The sequence below is a fragment of the Streptomyces peucetius genome (assembly GCF_025854275.1).
In the GTDB taxonomy this organism is placed as follows: domain Bacteria; phylum Actinomycetota; class Actinomycetes; order Streptomycetales; family Streptomycetaceae; genus Streptomyces; species Streptomyces peucetius_A.
Genome location: NZ_CP107567.1, coordinates 4127011 through 4144679 on the forward strand (window position 1 = coordinate 4127011; position 17669 = coordinate 4144679).

Genomic DNA, 17669 nt, shown 5'->3' on the forward strand with positions numbered 1-17669 from the left:
ATGCCCGCCGCCACCGTGAAGCAGCCCCCTGCCGCAGAACGCGTCTACACACACATCAAGCAGGCCGTCCTCGACCGCCGCTACGAGGGCGGAACGCTGCTCACCGAAGGCGAACTCGCCGAAGCCGTGGGCGTGTCCCGCACCCCCGTACGGGAAGCGCTGCTCAAGCTCGAGGTGGAAGGGCTCATCAAGCTCTACCCGAAGAAGGGCGCGCTGGTCCTCGCCGTCTCCGCGCAGGAGATCCGGGACGTGGTCGAGACCCGTCTGCTGGTCGAGGAGTTCGCGGTGCGCAAGGCGGTGCCGGCGCCCGCCGCGCTCGTCGCACGCCTTGAGGAACTGCTGGCCGAACAGCGGCGCCACGCCGACGCCGGCGACCTCGCCTCGTTCGCCGTCAGCGACCGCTGCTTCCACGCCGAGATCGTCAAGCACGCCGGCAACGAGATCCTCTCCCGGCTCTACGACCAACTCCGCGACCGCCAGCTCCGGATGGGCGTCGCGATGATGCAGGCCCTCCCCGACCGGGTCTCGCGCAACTACGAGGAGCACTCCGAGATCCTGGACCGGATCAAGGCGGGCGACGCGGAGGGCGCGGCCGGTTGCGTACGGGGACACCTCGGCCGGGTCGAGGTGCTCGTCCGGGGTGAGGGCCGGTGAGCGCGACCCCGGCGGTGTCCCTGCCCGGTGATCCACCCGGCGGCCGGCGTGCCGCCGCCGTGTGGGGCATCGGCGTGGCCGTCTACTTCGTCGCGGTCATCTTCCGCACCAGCCTCGGCGTCGCCGGACTCGACGCCGCCGACCGCTTCGGCGTCAACGCCTCCGCCCTGTCCACCTTCTCCATCCTCCAACTGCTGGTCTACGCGGGCATGCAGATACCCGTCGGCCTGATGGTCGACCGGATGGGCACCAAGAAGGTGCTCACCATCGGCGTGGTGCTCTTCACCGTCGGCCAGCTCGGCTTCGCCCTCTCGCCGACGTACGGAACGGCGCTCGCGTCCCGCGCGCTGCTCGGCTGCGGCGACGCGATGACCTTCATCAGCGTGCTGCGGCTCGGATCACGCTGGTTCCCCGCCCGGCGCGGACCGCTCATCGGGCAGGTCGCCGCGCTCTTCGGCATGGCCGGCAACCTCGTCTCCACCCTGGTCATCGCCCGCATGCTGCACGGCATGGGCTGGACGGCCACCTTCGCGGGCAGCGCGGCGGCCGGAGTGCTGGTGCTGGTGCTGCTCTCGCTCTTCCTCTCCGACCACCCCGAGGGTCACGAGCCTCCGCCCGCCCGGCACGCGGGCCCCGCCTTCGTACGGAAGCAGATCGCCGAATCGTGGCGGGAGCCCGGTACCCGGCTCGGCATGTGGGTCCATTTCACGACCCAGTTCCCCGGCATGGTGTTCCTGCTGCTGTGGGGCATGCCGTTCCTGGTGGAGTCCCAGGGCCTCTCCCGCGAGGCCGCCGGCGGCCTGCTGACACTGGTGGTGCTCTCCAACATGCTGGTGGGGCTCGTGTACGGGCAGGTCATCGCCCGGCACCATGCCGCACGGGTGCCGCTGGCGCTCGGTACGGTCGGCGCCACCGCGACCCTGTGGGCGGCCACCATCGCCTACCCGGGCGGCCCGGCTCCCCTGTGGCTGCTGATCACACTCTGCGCGGTGCTCGGCGCCTGCGGACCCGCGTCGATGATCGGGTTCGACTTCGCCCGCCCGGCCAACCCGCCGGAGCGGCAGGGAACGGCGTCCGGGATCGTCAACATGGGCGGGTTCGTCGCCTCGATGACAACGTTGCTCGCAGTGGGCGTCCTGCTGGACGCGACCGGCGACAACTACCGGATCGCCTTCTCATCGGTGTTCGTGCTGGAGGCGCTCGGAGTCGCCCAGATTCTGCGACTGCGCGGGCGCACCGCACGGCGCGAGCGCGAACGCCTGGTGGCGAGCCGGGTGGAGGCGGTGCACGTTCCGGCGTGACGGCGGGTCGTCACGGGGCGCGGCGCACGCGGCGGTCGTCACGGGGCGCACGGCGCGCACACGGTGACGGCCCGCCCGGGCTCACGGCTCCACGGGCTGGCCGCCCCTCGCGGCTACGGCGTGACGGCGAAGGCCCGCAGGATCGCCCCGGCCAGCTCCTGGTCCCCGTCCACCTTGATCCGGTCGGGGACCGCGGTGGCCCGCACACGTCCGCAGGCCAGCCGGTAGTAGGTCTCCCAGTCCATGCCGATGGTCGCCAGCGGACCGAGTGACGGGGAACCGTCGATCGTCCCACGGCCGTCGGGGTCCACCCGCACGGTCCGCAGGAACTCGATCGGCCCGTGCACATCGATGACCACGGCCGAATTCGCGGGAGCCCCCGCCTCCTTGGCGACGACCTTGGGCAGACCCTGCAGGAGGACGTCCCGCGCGACGTACGCGCCGGGAGAGTCGAGATGGCCCGGCTTGTTCAACGCGCACCGCAGGTCCTGCTCGTGCACCCAGGTGTCGAACGCGCGCATGCGGTAGGCGAGTTCGAGCGTCTGCTCGGCGCCGAGCGGTGCGCGGACCAGGGTGTCGGGACTGCGGTTCTCGTTGCGCAGCTGCCGCGCCCGGCGAATCATCGTGTACTCGAGTTCGGAGGTAATCTCCGGCGCCGTGTGGTGCCGGCGCACATCGACCTGCATCTCCATGTAGCGGGCGAAATCGCTTTGCACATGGTAGAGATCACGGGGCAGCGAGTGGATGGGGCGGGGGTCCCCGAGCATCTCGCACTCCAGGCCGATGACGTGCGAGACGATGTCCCGTACCGACCAGCCCGGGCACGGCGTGGCGCGGTTCCAGTCGCCCTCGGCGATCGGCCCGACCAACTCGGCTATCGCTTCGACGGCATGGGTCCAGGCATCGGCGTAGTTCTGCAGGCTGGGATGGACGGTCACGGGACCCCTCGGCGGTCGTACGCGGACAAACTGGACTGGCAGCGCTGCGGGGGTCCGGGGGTGGCCCCCGGATGAGCACAGTACGCTGCCGGAAGGCACCCCGGCAGTGCTTTCGTGTGACGATCGTAGGCCCGTGTTGACGGCTCGAATGCCAGGACGGTGGTAGTGTGCGCGCCTCGCTCATCCAGATTGCGGTAGACCCGGACGAATCGGTCGATTCCCGTAGACGGCGTGCGGCCTCACTGGTGCGGGAACAGGCAGACTCCGAACTGGTGATCCTCCCTGAACTGTGGCCCGTCGGAGCCTTCGCCTACCAGCGGTTCGAGCAGGAGGCCGAGTCTCCCTCCGGCCCCACGTACGAAGCCATGGCCAAGGCCGCGAGCGACGCGGGCGTGTGGCTCCACGCCGGCTCCGTCGTCGAGAAGGCCGCCGACGGCACCCTCTACAACACCGCCCTCGTCATCTCCCCCACGGGCGAGCTCGCCGCCTCCTACCGGAAGATCCACCGTTTCGGCTTCGACAAGGGCGAGGCCGTGATGATGGGCGCGGGCGAGGAGCTCGTGACGGTGCCCGTTCCGGGAGGTCTCACCCTCGGCCTCGCCACCTGCTACGACCTCCGCTTCCCCGAACTGTTCCGGGGCCTGACGGACGCCGGTGCCCAGGCGCTCGTGGTGCCGGCGGGCTGGCCCGCCCGCCGCCGGGACCACTGGACGCTGCTGGCCCGCGCCCGTGCCGTCGAGAACCAGGCGTACGTCCTCGCCTGCGGCACCGCCGGCACCCACGCCGGCGTCGAGCAGGCCGGCCACAGCATCGTGGTCGACCCCTGGGGCGAGGTGCTCGCGGAGGCCGGCCCGGACGAGGAAGTGCTCACCGTCGACCTCGACCCGGCCAAGGTCACGAGGACGCGCGAGGTCTTCCCGGCGCTCAAGGACCGCCGCCTGGGCCTGCCCACCCCGAACCCCCTGCACTGACCCGAGCCGGCGCGGCCGGTTCCGGCCGCTGGGTCCGGCCCCGCGCCGGGCCCGGGCCTCAGCCGTCCTCCCGTTCCTTCTCCGCCATCCGGATCACGCATACGGCCACCGCGATCAGCAGCGCCGCGTCCGCGTCCTCCCGTACGACGTCCACCCCGTAGGTGTCCCGCAGGGTCAGCCACCGCCGGGAGATGTGCGCCAGCAGCTCCCCCTCGTACTCGACCGCGAACTCCCGGTCCAGGATCCGGCCGCTGACATCCAGCTCCGTCCCCTCCATGAGCGTCACCCGGTAGTGGTTGCGCAGCAGCGACAGCCGCTTCCTGCGCACCGTGGCGAGCGCGTCCCCGTCGCGCTCGATCGTCATCGCGTCCCGGAGGCTGAACATTTTTTGGCGCAGCGTGATCAGCACCCGCCCGTCCGGATCCTTGAGCTCCAGCGTGTCCCGCAGCCGCAGCGCCTTCCCGTCGACGAGGAAGGCGTGGCGACCGTGCTCGTCGTCGATCCAGTAGTCGTCGCCGATCGCGAAGATCTTGTCCCGCACCAGGTATTTCATGGCGGAATGCGTACCCCGGCGGGTGCTGTTGGATGGGGGTATGGCTACACGTGCACGCGTTCGGGCCCCCGAGCTGATCGGCAAGGGCGGATGGATCAATACCGGCGGGAAGGATCTGAAGCTCGCGGACCTCCGAGGTCGAACATTGATCTTGGATTTTTGGACATTTTGCTGCATCAACTGTCTGCATGTGCTCGACGAGCTGCGCGAGCTCGAGGAGAAGCACCGCGACACCGTGGTGATCATCGGCGTCCATTCGCCGAAGTTCGTGCACGAGGCCGACCATCAGGCCGTCGTCGACGCCGTCGAGCGGTACCAGGTCCATCACCCCGTCCTCGACGATCCCGAGCTCGTCACCTGGAAGCAGTACGCGGTGCGGGCGTGGCCGACGCTCGTCGTCATCGACCCCGAGGGGTACGTCGTCGCCCAGCACGCGGGCGAGGGACATGCGCACGCCATCGAGAAGCTCGTCGAGGAGCTGGAGGCCGAGCACGCGGCGAAGGGGACGCTGCGGCGCGGTGACGGGCCGTACGTGGCGCCCGAGCCCGTCGCCACCGATCTGCGCTTCCCCGGCAAGGCGCTGCGGCTGCCCTCCGGGAACTTCCTCGTCTCGGACTCCACCCGGCACCAGCTCGTCGAGCTGGCGGCGGACGGCGAGAGCGTCGTCCGGCGCATCGGCGACGGCGAGTTCAACGAGCCGCAGGGGCTCGCCCTGCTGCCCGACGGCCGGGTCGCCGTCGCCGACACCGTCAACCACGCCGTGCGCGCGTACGACCCGCGTACGGGCGCGATCGAGCTGCTGGCCGGGACCGGGAAGCAGTGGTGGCAGGGATCGCCCACCGCCGGGCCCGCGCGGGAGGTGGCGCTCTCCTCACCGTGGGACGTGGCCTGGTGGGGCGACCGGCTGTGGATCGCGATGGCGGGCGTGCACCAGCTGTGGACGTACGACCCCGAGGCGGGGACGGTCCAGGTCGCGGCGGGCACCACCAACGAGGGGCTGGTCGACGGCCCCGCGGCCGAGGCGTGGTTCGCGCAGCCGTCCGGGCTGGCGGCGACGGAGGACCGGCTGTGGATCGCCGACTCCGAGACGTCCGCGCTGCGCTGGATCGACCGCGATCTGGTCGTCCACACCGCCGTCGGCACCGGACTCTTCGACTTCGGTCACCGTGACGGAGAGGCCGGGCAGGCGCTGCTCCAGCATCCGCTGGGCGTCACCGCGCTGCCCGACGGGTCCGTCGCGGTCTCGGACACGTACAACCACGCCCTGCGCCGCTTCGACCCGGCGACCGGCGAAGTGACGACCCTGGCCACGGATCTGCGGGAGCCGAGTGACGCGGTGCTCGACGGCGAGGAGATCGTCGTCGTGGAGTCGGCGCGGCACCGGCTGACCCGGCTGCGGCTGCCCGAGGAGGCGGTACGCGTCGAGGCCGTGGCCCACCGCACGCAGCGCGCCGCCACTGATGTGGCGGCCGGCGCGCTGCGGCTGGACGTGGTCTTCGAGGCCCCGGCGGGGCAGAAGCTGGACACCCGCTACGGCCCCTCGACCCGGCTGCTGGTGTCGTCGACGCCGCCGGAGCTGCTGCGCGGGGGCGCGGGCGCGGGCACGGATCTGTCGCGTGAGCTGGAGATCGACGGGGCGGTCGGGGAGGGCGTGCTGCACGTCTCCGCGATGGCGGCGTCCTGCGACGACGACCCGGACAACGAGTACCCGGCCTGCCATGTCCACCAGCAGGACTGGGGAGTTCCGGTACGGGTCGCCGAGGGCGGCGCGGCCCGGCTGCCGCTGGTGCTGGCGGGTATGGACCGGGACCGGTAGGCGGGCGCCGGGGCGGTCAGCGGGCGCCGGCCGCCTCGGTGAGGCCCTTCATCAGGTCTTCCTTGGTCATGCAGGGCTGGAGCTCGACGTGTGCGCCGAGCTCGTTGAAGAACGGTTCGAGGATGACCGGCAGCTGGGCGCTGTCCTGCATGTCGAAGACGATGACGCAGGCGCGGCCGCCGGCGTGCGGGCTGAAGTAGACGGCCTCCGGCTGCAGCCGCTCCAGGATCCGGCCCCAGAGTTGCTGGGCCTTTCCCGTGTCGGTCACCTGGTTGGCTTTGTTCGTGTCCATGACGGCCCGCAGCATCATGCTCATGGCGGTCGCTCCGTTCGTGTCGTGCCGGGTGGTCCCCCTTGACGTCCCCAGCGGCGACCGCGCCCGGGCGGCGGCAACATTTCCTGCGCCGCCCCGGTCGGACGGGCCCGCCGCGCTCAGCCCTCCAGGAAGGCGACGAGCGCGTTCGCGAGCAGATAGGGGTCGTCGGCGCCGCAGAGCTCGCGGGCGCTGTGCATCGACAGGATCGCGACGCCGATGTCGACGGTGTGGATGCCGTGGCGGGCGGCGGTGATCGGTCCGATGGTCGTGCCGCACGGCATCGCGTTGTTCGACACGAACGTCTGCCACGGCACGCCGGCCTTCTCGCAGGCCGCGGCGAAATGGGCCCGGCCCTGGCCGTCGGTGGCGTACCGCTGGTTGACGTTGACCTTGAGGATGGGGCCGCCGTTGGCGCGCGGGTGGTGCGTCGGGTCGTGCCGCTCGCCGTAGTTGGGGTGCACGGCGTGGCCGGTGTCGGAGGAGAGGCAGACGGTGCCGGCGAAGGCGCGGGCCCGGTCCTCGTAGCCGCCGCCGCGGGCGAACACCGAGCGCTCCAGCACTGAGCCGAGCAGCGGGCCGTCGGCGCCGGTGTCCGACTGGGAGCCGTTCTCCTCGTGGTCGAAGGCGGCGAGTACGGGGATGTACGCCAGGTCGGAGGAGGCGGAGACCGCCGCCAGCGCGGCCGTGCCGGCGTGGACGGAGATGAGGTTGTCCATCCGGGGACCGGCGACGAGCTCCCGGTCGCGTCCCAGGTAGGCGGGCGGCTCGATCGAGTGGGGCATCAGGTCCCAGCCGGTGACCTCGCCCTCCGCGAGACCGGTCTCCTGCTCGAGGAAGCGGATCAGGTCGCCTTCCTCGACGTCGCCGAGTCCCCAGATCGGCTGCATGTGGCGCTGCCGGTCGAGCTTGAGCCCGTCGGTGTTGACGGAGCGGTCGAGGTGGACGGCGAGCTGCGGTACGCGCAGCAGCGCCCGGTCGACGTTGACCAGCCGGTGGGTGCCGTCGCGCAGGGTGAGCCGGCCCGCGAGTCCGAGGTCGCGGTCGAGCCAGGTGTTGAGCAGGGTCCCGCCGTAGACCTCGACGGCGATCTGCCGCCAGCCGTGGGCGCCGGTGTCCGGCAGGGGCTTGACGCGCAGGTTCGGCGAGTCGGTGTGGGCCCCGACGATACGGAAGGGGGTGTGGGCCGAGACGCCCTCGGGCACGTACCAGGCGATGAGCGCGCCGCCGCGCTGTACGTACTTTCCGCCGGTGGTGCCGTCCCAGGCGTCCGTCTCCAGCACTTCCCGGAAGCCGGCCTTCTCGAGCCGCTCGGCTGCTGCGGCGACTGCGTGGTACGGCGTGGGTGCGGCCGTGAGGAAGGCCATGAGGTCATCGGTGTGGCCGCGATCGAAGCGGGCAGGTTCGCTGCTCATGAAGTTCACCTTAACGAGGCGCACCGCCGGGCCCCATGCCGGTTCACGGAGTCCGGGACGACGGCCCGACGCCGTTCTGCTACAGGTGGTCGAACTCGGTCAGGTCGATGTCGATGTCGTACGGAAGGGGGAGCTCGACCCGGTCGTGGTGCACCCCTGTGGACACGTACGCCTTTGTCACCGGGTCGTAGTCGTAGGTGCAGACGATGGGGCGGTCGTGGTCGCCGGCCATCTCGACCCGTCAGAAGTGCGGGATCCTGGCGGCGGCGTACTTGTGCGGCTTGGTGTCGCGGTCGCGTTCCTCGGAGTCCGGCGAGACGACCTCGACGGCGAGGAGGACGTCCGCGGCTTCGTAGCGGGTCTGGCGGCGACCGGTCTCTCCTTCGGCCTTGATGACGACCAGGTCCGGTTCCGGGGCGTTGCGCGGGCCGAGGACGACGGCCATTTCGCGGCGCACCCTGAGGTGCTCGGGAAGGCTGAGGCGCAGACCCTTTTCCAGCAGGAACATCACCAGCGAGTGAAAAGCGCGCTGCGGCCTCACGAAGACCAGGCTCCCGTCGATCAACTCTGTGTGCGGCGGGAGGTCGAGCGTGAAGTAGTCGTCCACGGTGTAGCCGTCCACGGGGGGCATCGGCCACTTGGGACCGTCCGGCTGCCGGTGCTCGGTCCAGCTGTCGGTGCCTTCCGGCTTCCGCTGCTGCGAATCGGGCGGTGCTTCGGCGGTCATGGTTCCTCCCACTGGGCGGGATTCTCGGCCTGTACGACAGGCTACCCAGCGCGAACGACGGTGCCGCCACCCGAACGAGTCGGGCGGCGGCACCGTCTTGATGGGCGGCGAAGGCTAGAACGCGGCCTCGTCCAGGTCCATCAGCGAACCGTCGACCGTCTCGGCGAGCGCGCGCTCGACGGAGACGCCCGGCAGGACGTTGGCGGCGAAGAACTTCGCGGCCGCGATCTTGCCCTGGTAGAAGGGCACGTCCTTGGCGGAGGCGGTCTCCAGCTTCTCGGCGGCGACGGCCGCGCCGCGGAGCAGCAGGTAGGCGACGACCACGTCTCCGGAGGCCATCAGCAGGCGGGTGGTGTTGAGGCCCACCTTGTAGATGTTCTTGACGTCCTCGCCGGTGGCGATGAGGTCGTTGGTCATGGTGCCGACGATGGCCTCGAGGTCCACGGCGGCCTTGGCGAGCGCGTCGCGGGCGCCGGACAGCTCCTCGCCGCCGGTGCCGACCGCGAGGAACTTCTTGATCTCCTCGGAGAGGGTGTTCAGCGCCTGGCCCTGGTCGCGGACGATCTTCCGGAAGAAGTAGTCCTGGCCCTGGATGGCGGTGGTGCCCTCGTAGAGGGTGTCGATCTTGGCGTCGCGGATGTACTGCTCGATCGGGTACTCCTGCAGGTAGCCCGAGCCGCCGAAGGTCTGCAGCGACTGGGCCAGCTGCTCGTACGACCTCTCGGAGCCGTAGCCCTTGACGATCGGCAGCAGCAGGTCGTTCAGCGCGACGAGTGCCTTGGCGTCCTCGCCCGCGGCCTCCTTGACGGCGATCTCGTCCTGGATGGACGCGGTGTACAGCACCAGGGCGCGCATGCCCTCGGCGTACGCCTTCTGCGTCATCAGGGAGCGGCGCACGTCGGGGTGGTGCGTGATGGTGACCTTGGGGGCGGTCTTGTCCGCGAAGTTCTTCAGGTCGGGGCCCTGGACGCGCTCCTTGGCGTACTCCAGCGCGTTCAGGTAGCCGGTGGAGAGGGTGGCGATGGCCTTCGTGCCGACCATCATCCGCGCGAACTCGATGATCATGAACATCTGGCGGATGCCGTCGTGCTTGTCGCCGATCAGCCAGCCCTTGGCGGGGTGCTGGTCGCCGAAGGTCATCTCGCAGGTGTTGGAGGCCTTGAGGCCCATCTTGTGCTCGACGTTCGTCGCGTAGACGCCGTTGCGCTCGCCCAGCTCGCCGGTCTCCCAGTCGAAGTGGTACTTGGGCACGAGGAAGAGGGAGAGGCCCTTGGTGCCGGGGCCGTGGCCCTCGGGGCGCGCCAGCACGTAGTGGAGGATGTTCTCCTCCATGTCGTGCTCACCGGAGGTGATGAAGCGCTTCACGCCCTCGATGTGCCAGGAGCCGTCGTCCTGCTGGACCGCCTTGGTGCGGCCGGCGCCGACGTCCGAGCCGGCGTCCGGCTCGGTGAGGACCATGGTGGAGCCCCAGCGCTTCTCGACGGCTATCTCGGCGACCTTCTTCTGCGCCTCGTTGCCCTCCTGGAAGAGGATGCCGGCGAAGGCGGGGCCGGAGGAGTACATCCACACGGCCGGGTTCGAGCCGAGCAGCAGCTCCGCGTAGGACCAGATCAGGGAGCGGGGCGAGGTGGTGCCGCCGATCTCCTCGGGCAGGCCCAGGCGCCAGTACTCGGAGTCCATGAAGGCCTTGTAGCTCTTCTTGAAGCTCTCGGGGACCGGCGCGGTGTTGGTCGCGGGGTCGAACACCGGCGGGTTGCGGTCGGCGTCGGCGAACGACTCGGCGAGCTCGTTCTCCGCGAGGCGGGCGATCTCCTCGAGGATGGACTTGGCGGTGTCGACGTCCATCTCCGCGAACGGGCCGGTGCCGTACAGCTTGTCGCGCCCGAGGACCTCGAAGAGGTTGAACTCGATGTCGCGGAGATTCGACTTGTAGTGCCCCATGGCGACGGCTCCGTAAAGATCGGAAATCGGATTTCTCATCCACTTACCAGCAAGTAGCTCCGATGATGCTACCCGTCGGTAATAAGATGCAACCCTGTCCGGCCGTCTGTGACAAGACTCGCGCGGAAACTGGTGCCGGCGGCCGCCCCCGGGACACCGGGGGACTCATGGGGAGCGTGTGGCGGCATCCGCCCGGACGTCCGCCCGTCGAACGTGCGGCCGGGATGCGGGCGGTGGCCCCGCCGGGTGCGCGCGTTCAGTACTCTTGCGGGCATGTACGGCTACGACCAGGCCCCGGGCGCCCAGCAGCAGTACGTGCCCCAGCAGCCCTCCTACGGAGAGCAGCCGCTGTACCCCGAGCCGTCGCCTCCGTCCCTGGCCGACGCGGTGCGGGCCTTCACGACGGGGTCGATGTCGGCCGAGGACTTCCAGCAGATCTTCGCGACGTCGAAGGTCTACTGCCCCCGCGGCGACAACCCGGGCTTCCTGGCGCTGCACAACACCCAGCAGCCGGTCATCCCGATGTTCACCACGCTCAAGGAACTGCGCAGGTACGCGGGCAAGGAGTCCAAGTACTTCGTCATCACCGGCGCCGAGGTGATCGACCTGCTGCCGACCGGGTACGGCTTCGTGCTCGACATGGAGGGGGACCACCGGATGGTCTTCGACGCGAAGGCGGTCGAGCAGATGGTCGACTTCGCGATGCGTCGGATGTACGGCTAGGCCACCGACGCCGCGCGGCCGCAGGCCGGCGCCGCGGTTCTGGAGCGCCCGGAAGGAATTCCTTCCGGGCGTTCGTCGTTCCGGGTGGTGAGAAGTTCATTGTTCAACTAAAGTCGTCGAACAAGGAGGTCCGCCATGCCCGCAGTGACTGTCGAGAACCCGATCACCCTGCCGCGCGTCGCCGCGCCCGCCGAGGCCGTTCCGCGGCCCGTGCTCGCCGTGACCACGGCGCCGAGCGGTTTCGAAGGGGAGGGATTCCCGGTGCGCCGGGCGTTCGCCGGCATCAACTATCAGTACCTCGACCCGTTCATCATGATGGACCAGATGGGCGAGGTGGAGTACGCCGCAGGAGAGCCGAAGGGCACGCCCTGGCACCCGCACCGGGGCTTCGAGACGGTCACCTACCTGATCGACGGCACCTTCGTGCACCAGGACAGCAACGGCGGCGGCGGGACCATCCAGAACGGCGACACCCAGTGGATGACAGCCGGCAGCGGGCTGTTGCACATCGAGGCTCCGCCGGAGTCCCTGGTCATGTCCGGCGGGCTGTTCCACGGGCTCCAGCTGTGGGTGAACCTCCCCGCGAGCGACAAGATGATGAACCCGCGCTACCAGGACATCCGCGGCGGCCATGTGCGGCTGCTGACCTCCCCGGACGGCGGCGCGCTGCTGCGGGTGATCGCCGGTGAGCTGGACGGCCACGAGGGCCCGGGTATCACGCACACGCCGATCACGATGATCCACGCCACCCTGGCGCCTGGCGCCGGGATCACCCTGCCGTGGCGCGAGGACTTCAACGGTCTGGCCTACGTCCTCGCGGGCCGCGGCACGGTCGGCCAGGAGCTGCGTCCGGTGCGGACCGGGCAGACGGCCGTCTTCGGCGACGGCGGTTCGCTGACCGTCAGGGCGGACGAGGAGCAGGACTCCAACACGCCCGATCTGGAGATCGTGCTCCTCGGCGGCCGTCCGATCCGTGAGCCGATGGCGCACTACGGACCGTTCGTGATGAACACCCAGGCGGAGCTGAAGCAGGCCTTCGAGGACTTCCAGAAGGGCCTGCTCGGTACCGTCCCCGCGGTCCACGGCATGTAGCAGGCACTCCTCGCCCGGCGCCCCGTCACCTCGTGACGGGGCGTCACCCGTGCGGACCGGGTGGGCGGGACGGGTACGGGCGGCCGTGGTCGGGTGGGGCTGTGCCCCCGTCGAAGCCGCTGCTGCCCGAACCCGTGAAGCGTCTCTGCGCCTGGTGCGTCGTCGCGCTGCTCGTCACGGCGGTCGTGGTCGTCGGCGCCTGGTTGGTCGTCAGGTTCCGTACCGCCGTGACGCCCGTACTCCTCGCGCTGCTCGGGGCGGCGCTGCTCGGGCCGCTGAACCGGCGGCTGCTGCTGATGAAGGTGCAGCGTTCCCTGGCCGCCGCGCTGACCTGCGCCGGCGTGGTCGCCGTCGTCGGCGGGGCGGTCTACATCATCGTCAGCGCGCTCGTCGAGACCGGCGACCAGATCATCGACTCCCTGCGGCGGGCCGCGACCGACCTGTCCCGGCACTTCGGAGCCGCCGGGACCTCCCTCGACGACCTCGCCTCCAACGCCAGGGAAATGCTGGGCAAGTTCGGCGGAACGGCCGCCTCCGGGGTGATCTCGGGGCTGGGTGTGGTGAGCGAGATGATCGCGACGGCCGTGCTGGCCCTGCTGCTGATCTTCTTCTTCCTGCGGGACTCCGACCGGGCAGTCGAAGCGCTGCGCTCCTTCGCGCCCGGTCACGGCGGCGAACTGGCGGAGGCGATCGCCCGCCGTGCCTTCTGCGGTGTCCAGGGCTTCATGCGCGGGACGACGTTCATCGCGCTGATCGACGCGGCCTGCATCACGATCGGGCTGCTGATCCTCCGGGTGCCCGGCGCGATCGGGCTCGGGGCGCTCGTCTTCGTCGGCGCGTACATCCCCTACCTGGGGGCGTTCGTCTCCGGCGCGGTCGCCGTCCTCGTCGCCCTCGCCGACCGGGGGTTCGTCATCGCGCTGTGGGCGCTCGCGGTGGTGCTGGCGGTACAGATGCTGGAGGGGCACGTGCTCCAGCCGATGATCCAGAGCCGTACGGTCCACATGCATCCGGCGGTGGTGCTGCTGGCGATCGCGGCGGGGGCGGGCCTCGCGGGCATCCTCGGGATGCTGCTCGCCGTGCCGGTCACCGCCGCCGCGTTCGGCGTCGTCCGCGAGCTGCGGGCCCGCTACGGCCCGGCCGGCACACCGGGAGCTTCCGGCTCGGCCGGCACGCCGGGCTCGTAGAGCTCGAACCAGATCGACTTGCCCTCGCCCCTCGGGTCCACGCCCCAGTTGTCCGCCAGCATCTCCGTCAGCAGCAGCCCGCGCCCCGAGGAGGCCATCTCACCCGGCCGGCGCCGGTGCGGCAGCTCGTCGCTGGCGTCGGTGACCTCCACCCGCAGATGCCGTCGTGCGTCGCCGTGCACCACCTCGGCCATGATCAGTGCGTCGCCGTCGGTGTGCACGAGCACATTGGTGACCATCTCCGAGACCATCAGGACCGCGGAGTCGATCTGCTCGGTGTCCCGCCAGTCGTGGAGCAGCTCACGCAGATGCTGCCGGGCGGCCGCGATCCGTTCCGGCTGCGCCTGGGCGACGGTCATCGCCGTACGACGCGGAGCCCGCCGGGAGGGCCGCCCTTCCCGGCACAGCAGCACCAGTGCGATGTCGTCCTCGCGCCGGTCGGCGAGCGGCCCGGTCGTGTAGTGCGAGGACGGGCCGTGCACTGCTTGGACGAGGCCGTCCGCGAGATCCTCCAGCGACTCGCCGATGTGCTCCTCCAGAACGCCGCGCAGTCTGGCCCAGCCGGTGTCGAGGTCGTGGCCACCGGTCTCCAGGAGACCGTCGGTGCAGATCATCAGCGTCTCGCCCGGCTCCAGGACGAATCTGGTCGTCGGATAGTCGGAGTCCGGGTCGATGCCCAGCGGCAGCCCGCCCTCGGTCGGGCGCAGCAGCACCGTGCCGTCGGAGGTCCGCACGGCGGGCTCGCAGTGCCCGGCGCGGGCGATCTCGACGAGGCCGGTGGCCGGGTCCACCTCCAGGTAGAGGCACGTCGCGAAACGGGGGCTGGAGTAGTCCCCCTCCGCGTAGGTGTCGGTGATGCCGTGCAGGAAGCGGGAGGCGCGCGAGAGGACCGCGTCCGGCCGGTGTCCCTCGGAGGCGTAGGCGCGCAGGGCGATACGCAGCTGCCCCATGAGTCCCGCGGCCCGTACGTCGTGCCCCTGGACGTCTCCGATGACCAGGGCCGTACGGCCGGACGGCAGGGGGATCACGTCGTACCAGTCGCCGCCGACCTGGAGCCCGCCACCGGTCGGCACGTACCGTGCGGCGACCGCCATGCCGGGGATCTCCGGGCCGAGCTGGGGCATCATCGAGCGCTGCAGGCCGAGGGAGAGTTCCCGTTCGGTCTCCGCGACGCCGGCGCGGGCCAGCGCCTGGGCGAGCATCCGGGCGACCGTGGTGAGCACCGAGCGTTCGTCGGGGGTGAAGGCCACCGGGTGGCGGAAGGCCGCCATCCAGGCGCCCATGGTCCGGCCTGCGACGATCAGGGGCAGGAACGCCCACGACTGGCGGCCGAAGCGCTGGGCGAGCGGCCAGGTGACGGGGTAGCGGCGGCGGTACTCGCCGGGGGTCGGCAGATAGACGGCCCGCCCGCTGCGCACCACGTCGGCGGCCGGGTAGCCGGTGTCCAGCGGCAGGTCCGTGAACGGCTGCTCGTCGTCCGCGCTGTGCCCGTGGTGGCCGACGATCGTCAGATGGTCACCGGCCACTCCGAAGACCGCCAGGCCGTCCGGGGAGAAACCGGGCATCGACAGGGACGAGGCGACCCGCAGCACCTCTGCCGTGGAGCGGGCCTCCGCGAGGGCCCGGCCCGCGTCCAGCAGGAACGCCTCACGGTGGCGTCGCCAGTCGCCGGTGATCGGCGTCTGCGCGGCCGTCGTGCCGGGCTGCGGCTCCGCGACCTCCTGGAGGGTGCCGAACAGCAGATAGCCGTCGCCCTCCGCCCGGGCCCTGGTGCGGCTGCGGACGGTGCGCAGCACCCGGCCGGTGTCGTCCACCACGCGGAGCCGCGCCTCGGCGAGCGTGCCTTCGGCGACGGCGAGGGAGATGACGCCGTTGATCTCGCTCCAGTCGACGGGGTGGAAGCGGGAGCGCACGACGGACGCGGTGATGTCGCCGGCTTCGGGAGCCAGCTCGATCAGCCGGGCGGCCTCGGCGTCGAGCGCGACCGACCCGGATCTGGTGTCCCATCGCCACACACCGGTCGCGATGGCGGCCAGGACGTCCTCCGTGCGCATTGCCTCACTTTATTCCGATCATCACGATTGAGACGCGGCAGGACGCCGCCGGGGGAGGGTGTCGCGTCTATGTCAATGGGCCGGACGGGGGCCGGGCGGTAACCTTGCAAAGGTTGTGCCCACCCAAACGCTAAGACTGGATGAACGACGATGCATCGGTACAGGTCCCACACCTGCGGCGAGCTCCGCGCCTCTGACGTCGGAGCCGACGTCCGGCTGAGCGGCTGGCTGCACAATCGGCGCGACCTGGGCGGCATCCTCTTCATCGATCTGCGCGACCACTACGGCATCACGCAGCTCGTCGCCCGGCCCGGCACCAAGGCCGCGGAGGTCCTCGACAAGCTGACGAAGGAGACCGTCGTCCGCGTCGACGGCAAGGTCGTCTCCCGCGGCGCGGAGAACGTCAACCCCGAGCTGCCCACCGGCGAGATCGAGGTCGAGGCCGCCGAGGTCGAGGTCCTGGGCGCCGCCAAGCAGATCCCGTTCACCATCAACGCCGACGACGGCGTGAACGAGGAGCGCCGCCTGGAGTACCGCTTCCTCGACCTGCGCCGCGAGCGCATGCACCGCAACATCATGCTGCGCACCGCCGTCATCTCCGCCATCCGGCAGAAGATGACCGCGCTCGGCTTCAACGAGATGGCGACCCCGATCCTCGCCGCGACCTCCCCCGAGGGCGCCCGCGACTTCGTCGTGCCGTCCCGTCTCAACCCGGGGAAGTTCTACGCGCTGCCGCAGGCCCCGCAGCAGTTCAAGCAGCTGCTGATGATCTCCGGCTTCGACCGCTACTTCCAGATCGCGCCGTGCTTCCGCGACGAGGACGCCCGTGCCGACCGCTCGCCCGGTGAGTTCTACCAGCTCGACGTCGAGATGAGCTTCGTCGAGCAGGAGGACGTCTTCCAGCCGATCGAGAAGCTGATGACCGAGCTCTTCGAGGAGTTCGGCGGCGGCCGCCACGTCACCTCCCCGTTCCCGCGGATCCCGTTCCGCGAGGCGATGCTGAAGTACGGCTCCGACAAGCCGGATCTGCGCGCCAAGCTGGAGCTCGTCGACATCTCCGACGTGTTCGAGGCCTCCGAGTTCAAGGCGTTCGCCGGCAAGCACGTCCGTGCGCTCGCCGTGCCGGACACCGCCGGCCAGACCCGCAAGTTCTTCGACGGCCTCGGCGACTACGCCGTCGAGCAGGGCGCCAAGGGCCTCGCCTGGGTGCGCGTCGGTGACGACGGCGCCCTGACCGGCCCCATTGCCAAGTTCCTCACCGAGGAGAACGTCAAGGTCCTCACCGAGCGCCTGGCCCTCGCGCCCGGCCACGCGGTCTTCTTCGGCGCGGGCGACTTCGACGAGGTCTCGAAGATCATGGGCGCGGTCCGCGTCGAGGCCGCCAAGCGCGCCGGCCACTTCGAGGAGAACGTCTTCCGCTTCTGCTGGATCGTCGACTTCCCGATGTACGAGAAGGACGAGGAGACCGGAAAGATCGACTTCTCGCACAACCCGTTCTCGATGCCGCAGGGCGGCCTGGAGGCCCTGGAGACCCAGGACCCGCTGGACATCCTCGGCTGGCAGTACGACATCGTCTGCAACGGCGTCGAGCTCTCCTCCGGTGCGATCCGGAACCACGAGCCCGAGATCATGTTCAAGGCGTTCGAGATCGCGGGCTACTCCCGCGAGACCGTCGAGCAGGAGTTCGCCGGCATGCTCCGCGCCTTCGAGTACGGCGCCCCGCCGCACGGCGGCATCGCCCCCGGCGTCGACCGCATCGTGATGCTCCTGGCCGACGAGCCGAACATCCGCGAGACGATCGCCTTCCCGCTCAACGGCAACGCCCAGGACCTGCTGATGGGCGCGCCCAGCGAACTGGACGAGGCCCGTCTGCGCGAGCTGAACCTCCAGCTGCGCAAGCCGGTCGCCAAGTCCGGCGAGTGACGCCGGCACGACGACGTACGACGACGGCCTGTACGACCCGGTGGGGTCGTACAGGCCGTCG

14 protein-coding genes and 1 pseudogene are annotated in these 17669 nt (G+C 70.5%); 8 read left to right on the forward strand and 7 right to left on the reverse strand.

The genetic code is table 11. The features are described from left to right. Nucleotides 1-654, forward strand: coding sequence for a GntR family transcriptional regulator (locus OGH68_RS19000; protein ID WP_264245546.1), 654 nt, complete (start codon nt 1-3; stop codon nt 652-654). Next, the gene (locus OGH68_RS19005; RefSeq protein WP_264245548.1) at nt 651-1955 is read left to right on the forward strand and encodes an MFS transporter; all 1305 of its coding nucleotides are present in this window, start codon (nt 651-653) and stop codon (nt 1953-1955) included. Before OGH68_RS19000 ends, OGH68_RS19005 begins: the two co-directional genes overlap by 4 nt. Before the next feature lie 113 nt (nt 1956-2068). Here OGH68_RS19005 and OGH68_RS19010 read toward each other — a convergent pair whose 3' ends face one another. Continuing rightward, complete coding sequence (locus OGH68_RS19010; protein WP_264245550.1) at nt 2069-2893, reverse strand: maleylpyruvate isomerase family mycothiol-dependent enzyme; 825 nt, start codon at nt 2891-2893, stop codon at nt 2069-2071. 167 nt (nt 2894-3060) lie between these two features. Here OGH68_RS19010 and OGH68_RS19015 point away from each other — a divergent pair, with 167 nt between their 5' ends. Then, on the forward strand, nt 3061-3864 hold the full coding sequence (locus tag OGH68_RS19015) for a carbon-nitrogen family hydrolase (protein WP_264245551.1): 804 nt from the start codon (nt 3061-3063) through the stop codon (nt 3862-3864). Nucleotides 3865-3922: 58 nt separating this feature from the next. On the opposite strand, the gene OGH68_RS19020 is transcribed toward OGH68_RS19015, so the two are convergent. Beyond that, nucleotides 3923-4417 carry an LURP-one-related/scramblase family protein gene (locus tag OGH68_RS19020; protein WP_264245553.1) on the reverse strand — a complete coding sequence of 165 codons (495 nt, stop codon included), beginning with the start codon at nt 4415-4417 and terminating at the stop codon, nt 3923-3925. A 40-nt stretch (nt 4418-4457) separates the two neighbouring features. Between OGH68_RS19020 and OGH68_RS19025 the strand changes: the two genes are divergently transcribed. Continuing rightward, nucleotides 4458-6233 (forward strand): NHL domain-containing thioredoxin family protein, encoded by a 1776-nt coding sequence (locus OGH68_RS19025; RefSeq protein WP_264245555.1) that lies wholly within the window; start codon nt 4458-4460, stop codon nt 6231-6233. Nucleotides 6234-6249: 16 nt separating this feature from the next. On the opposite strand, the gene OGH68_RS19030 is transcribed toward OGH68_RS19025, so the two are convergent. The 4 genes and pseudogenes from OGH68_RS19030 to OGH68_RS19045 all read right to left on the reverse strand — a co-directional run bounded on the left by OGH68_RS19030 (nt 6250) and on the right by OGH68_RS19045 (nt 10629). Beyond that, a complete protein-coding gene (locus OGH68_RS19030; protein WP_319020220.1) occupies nt 6250-6549 on the reverse strand; it encodes a DUF3303 family protein in 300 nt (99 codons plus the stop codon). Nucleotides 6550-6665: 116 nt separating this feature from the next. Then, nucleotides 6666-7961 carry a M18 family aminopeptidase gene (locus OGH68_RS19035; protein ID WP_264245558.1) on the reverse strand — a complete coding sequence of 432 codons (1296 nt, stop codon included), beginning with the start codon at nt 7959-7961 and terminating at the stop codon, nt 6666-6668. Between the two features lie 79 nt (nt 7962-8040). Continuing rightward, nucleotides 8041-8700: pseudogene (locus OGH68_RS19040) on the reverse strand (Uma2 family endonuclease). 102 nt (nt 8701-8802) lie between these two features. After that, nucleotides 8803-10629, reverse strand: coding sequence for an acyl-CoA dehydrogenase (locus OGH68_RS19045; RefSeq protein WP_264245560.1), 1827 nt, complete (start codon nt 10627-10629; stop codon nt 8803-8805). 273 nt (nt 10630-10902) lie between these two features. Between OGH68_RS19045 and OGH68_RS19050 the strand changes: the two genes are divergently transcribed. The 3 genes from OGH68_RS19050 to OGH68_RS19060 all read left to right on the forward strand — a co-directional run bounded on the left by OGH68_RS19050 (nt 10903) and on the right by OGH68_RS19060 (nt 13631). Beyond that, the gene (locus OGH68_RS19050) at nt 10903-11352 is read left to right on the forward strand and encodes an SseB family protein (protein ID WP_264245562.1); all 450 of its coding nucleotides are present in this window, start codon (nt 10903-10905) and stop codon (nt 11350-11352) included. A gap of 135 nt (nt 11353-11487) precedes the next feature. Then, entirely contained in the window at nt 11488-12444 is a 957-nt protein-coding gene (locus tag OGH68_RS19055; RefSeq protein ID WP_264245565.1) for a pirin family protein, read from the forward strand. Nucleotides 12445-12545: 101 nt separating this feature from the next. Continuing rightward, nucleotides 12546-13631: an AI-2E family transporter gene (locus OGH68_RS19060; RefSeq protein WP_264245567.1), complete on the forward strand. Its 1086-nt coding sequence runs from the start codon at nt 12546-12548 to the stop codon at nt 13629-13631. On the opposite strand, the gene OGH68_RS19065 is transcribed toward OGH68_RS19060, so the two are convergent. Then, a complete protein-coding gene (locus OGH68_RS19065) occupies nt 13574-15685 on the reverse strand; it encodes a SpoIIE family protein phosphatase (RefSeq protein ID WP_264245568.1) in 2112 nt (703 codons plus the stop codon). The genes OGH68_RS19060 and OGH68_RS19065 overlap by 58 nt on opposite strands. A gap of 150 nt (nt 15686-15835) precedes the next feature. Here OGH68_RS19065 and aspS point away from each other — a divergent pair, with 150 nt between their 5' ends. Further along, nucleotides 15836-17608, forward strand: a complete 1773-nt coding sequence (aspS, locus tag OGH68_RS19070) for an aspartate--tRNA ligase (protein WP_264245570.1) — start codon at nt 15836-15838, stop codon at nt 17606-17608. Nucleotides 17609-17669: the final 61 nt, after the last annotated feature.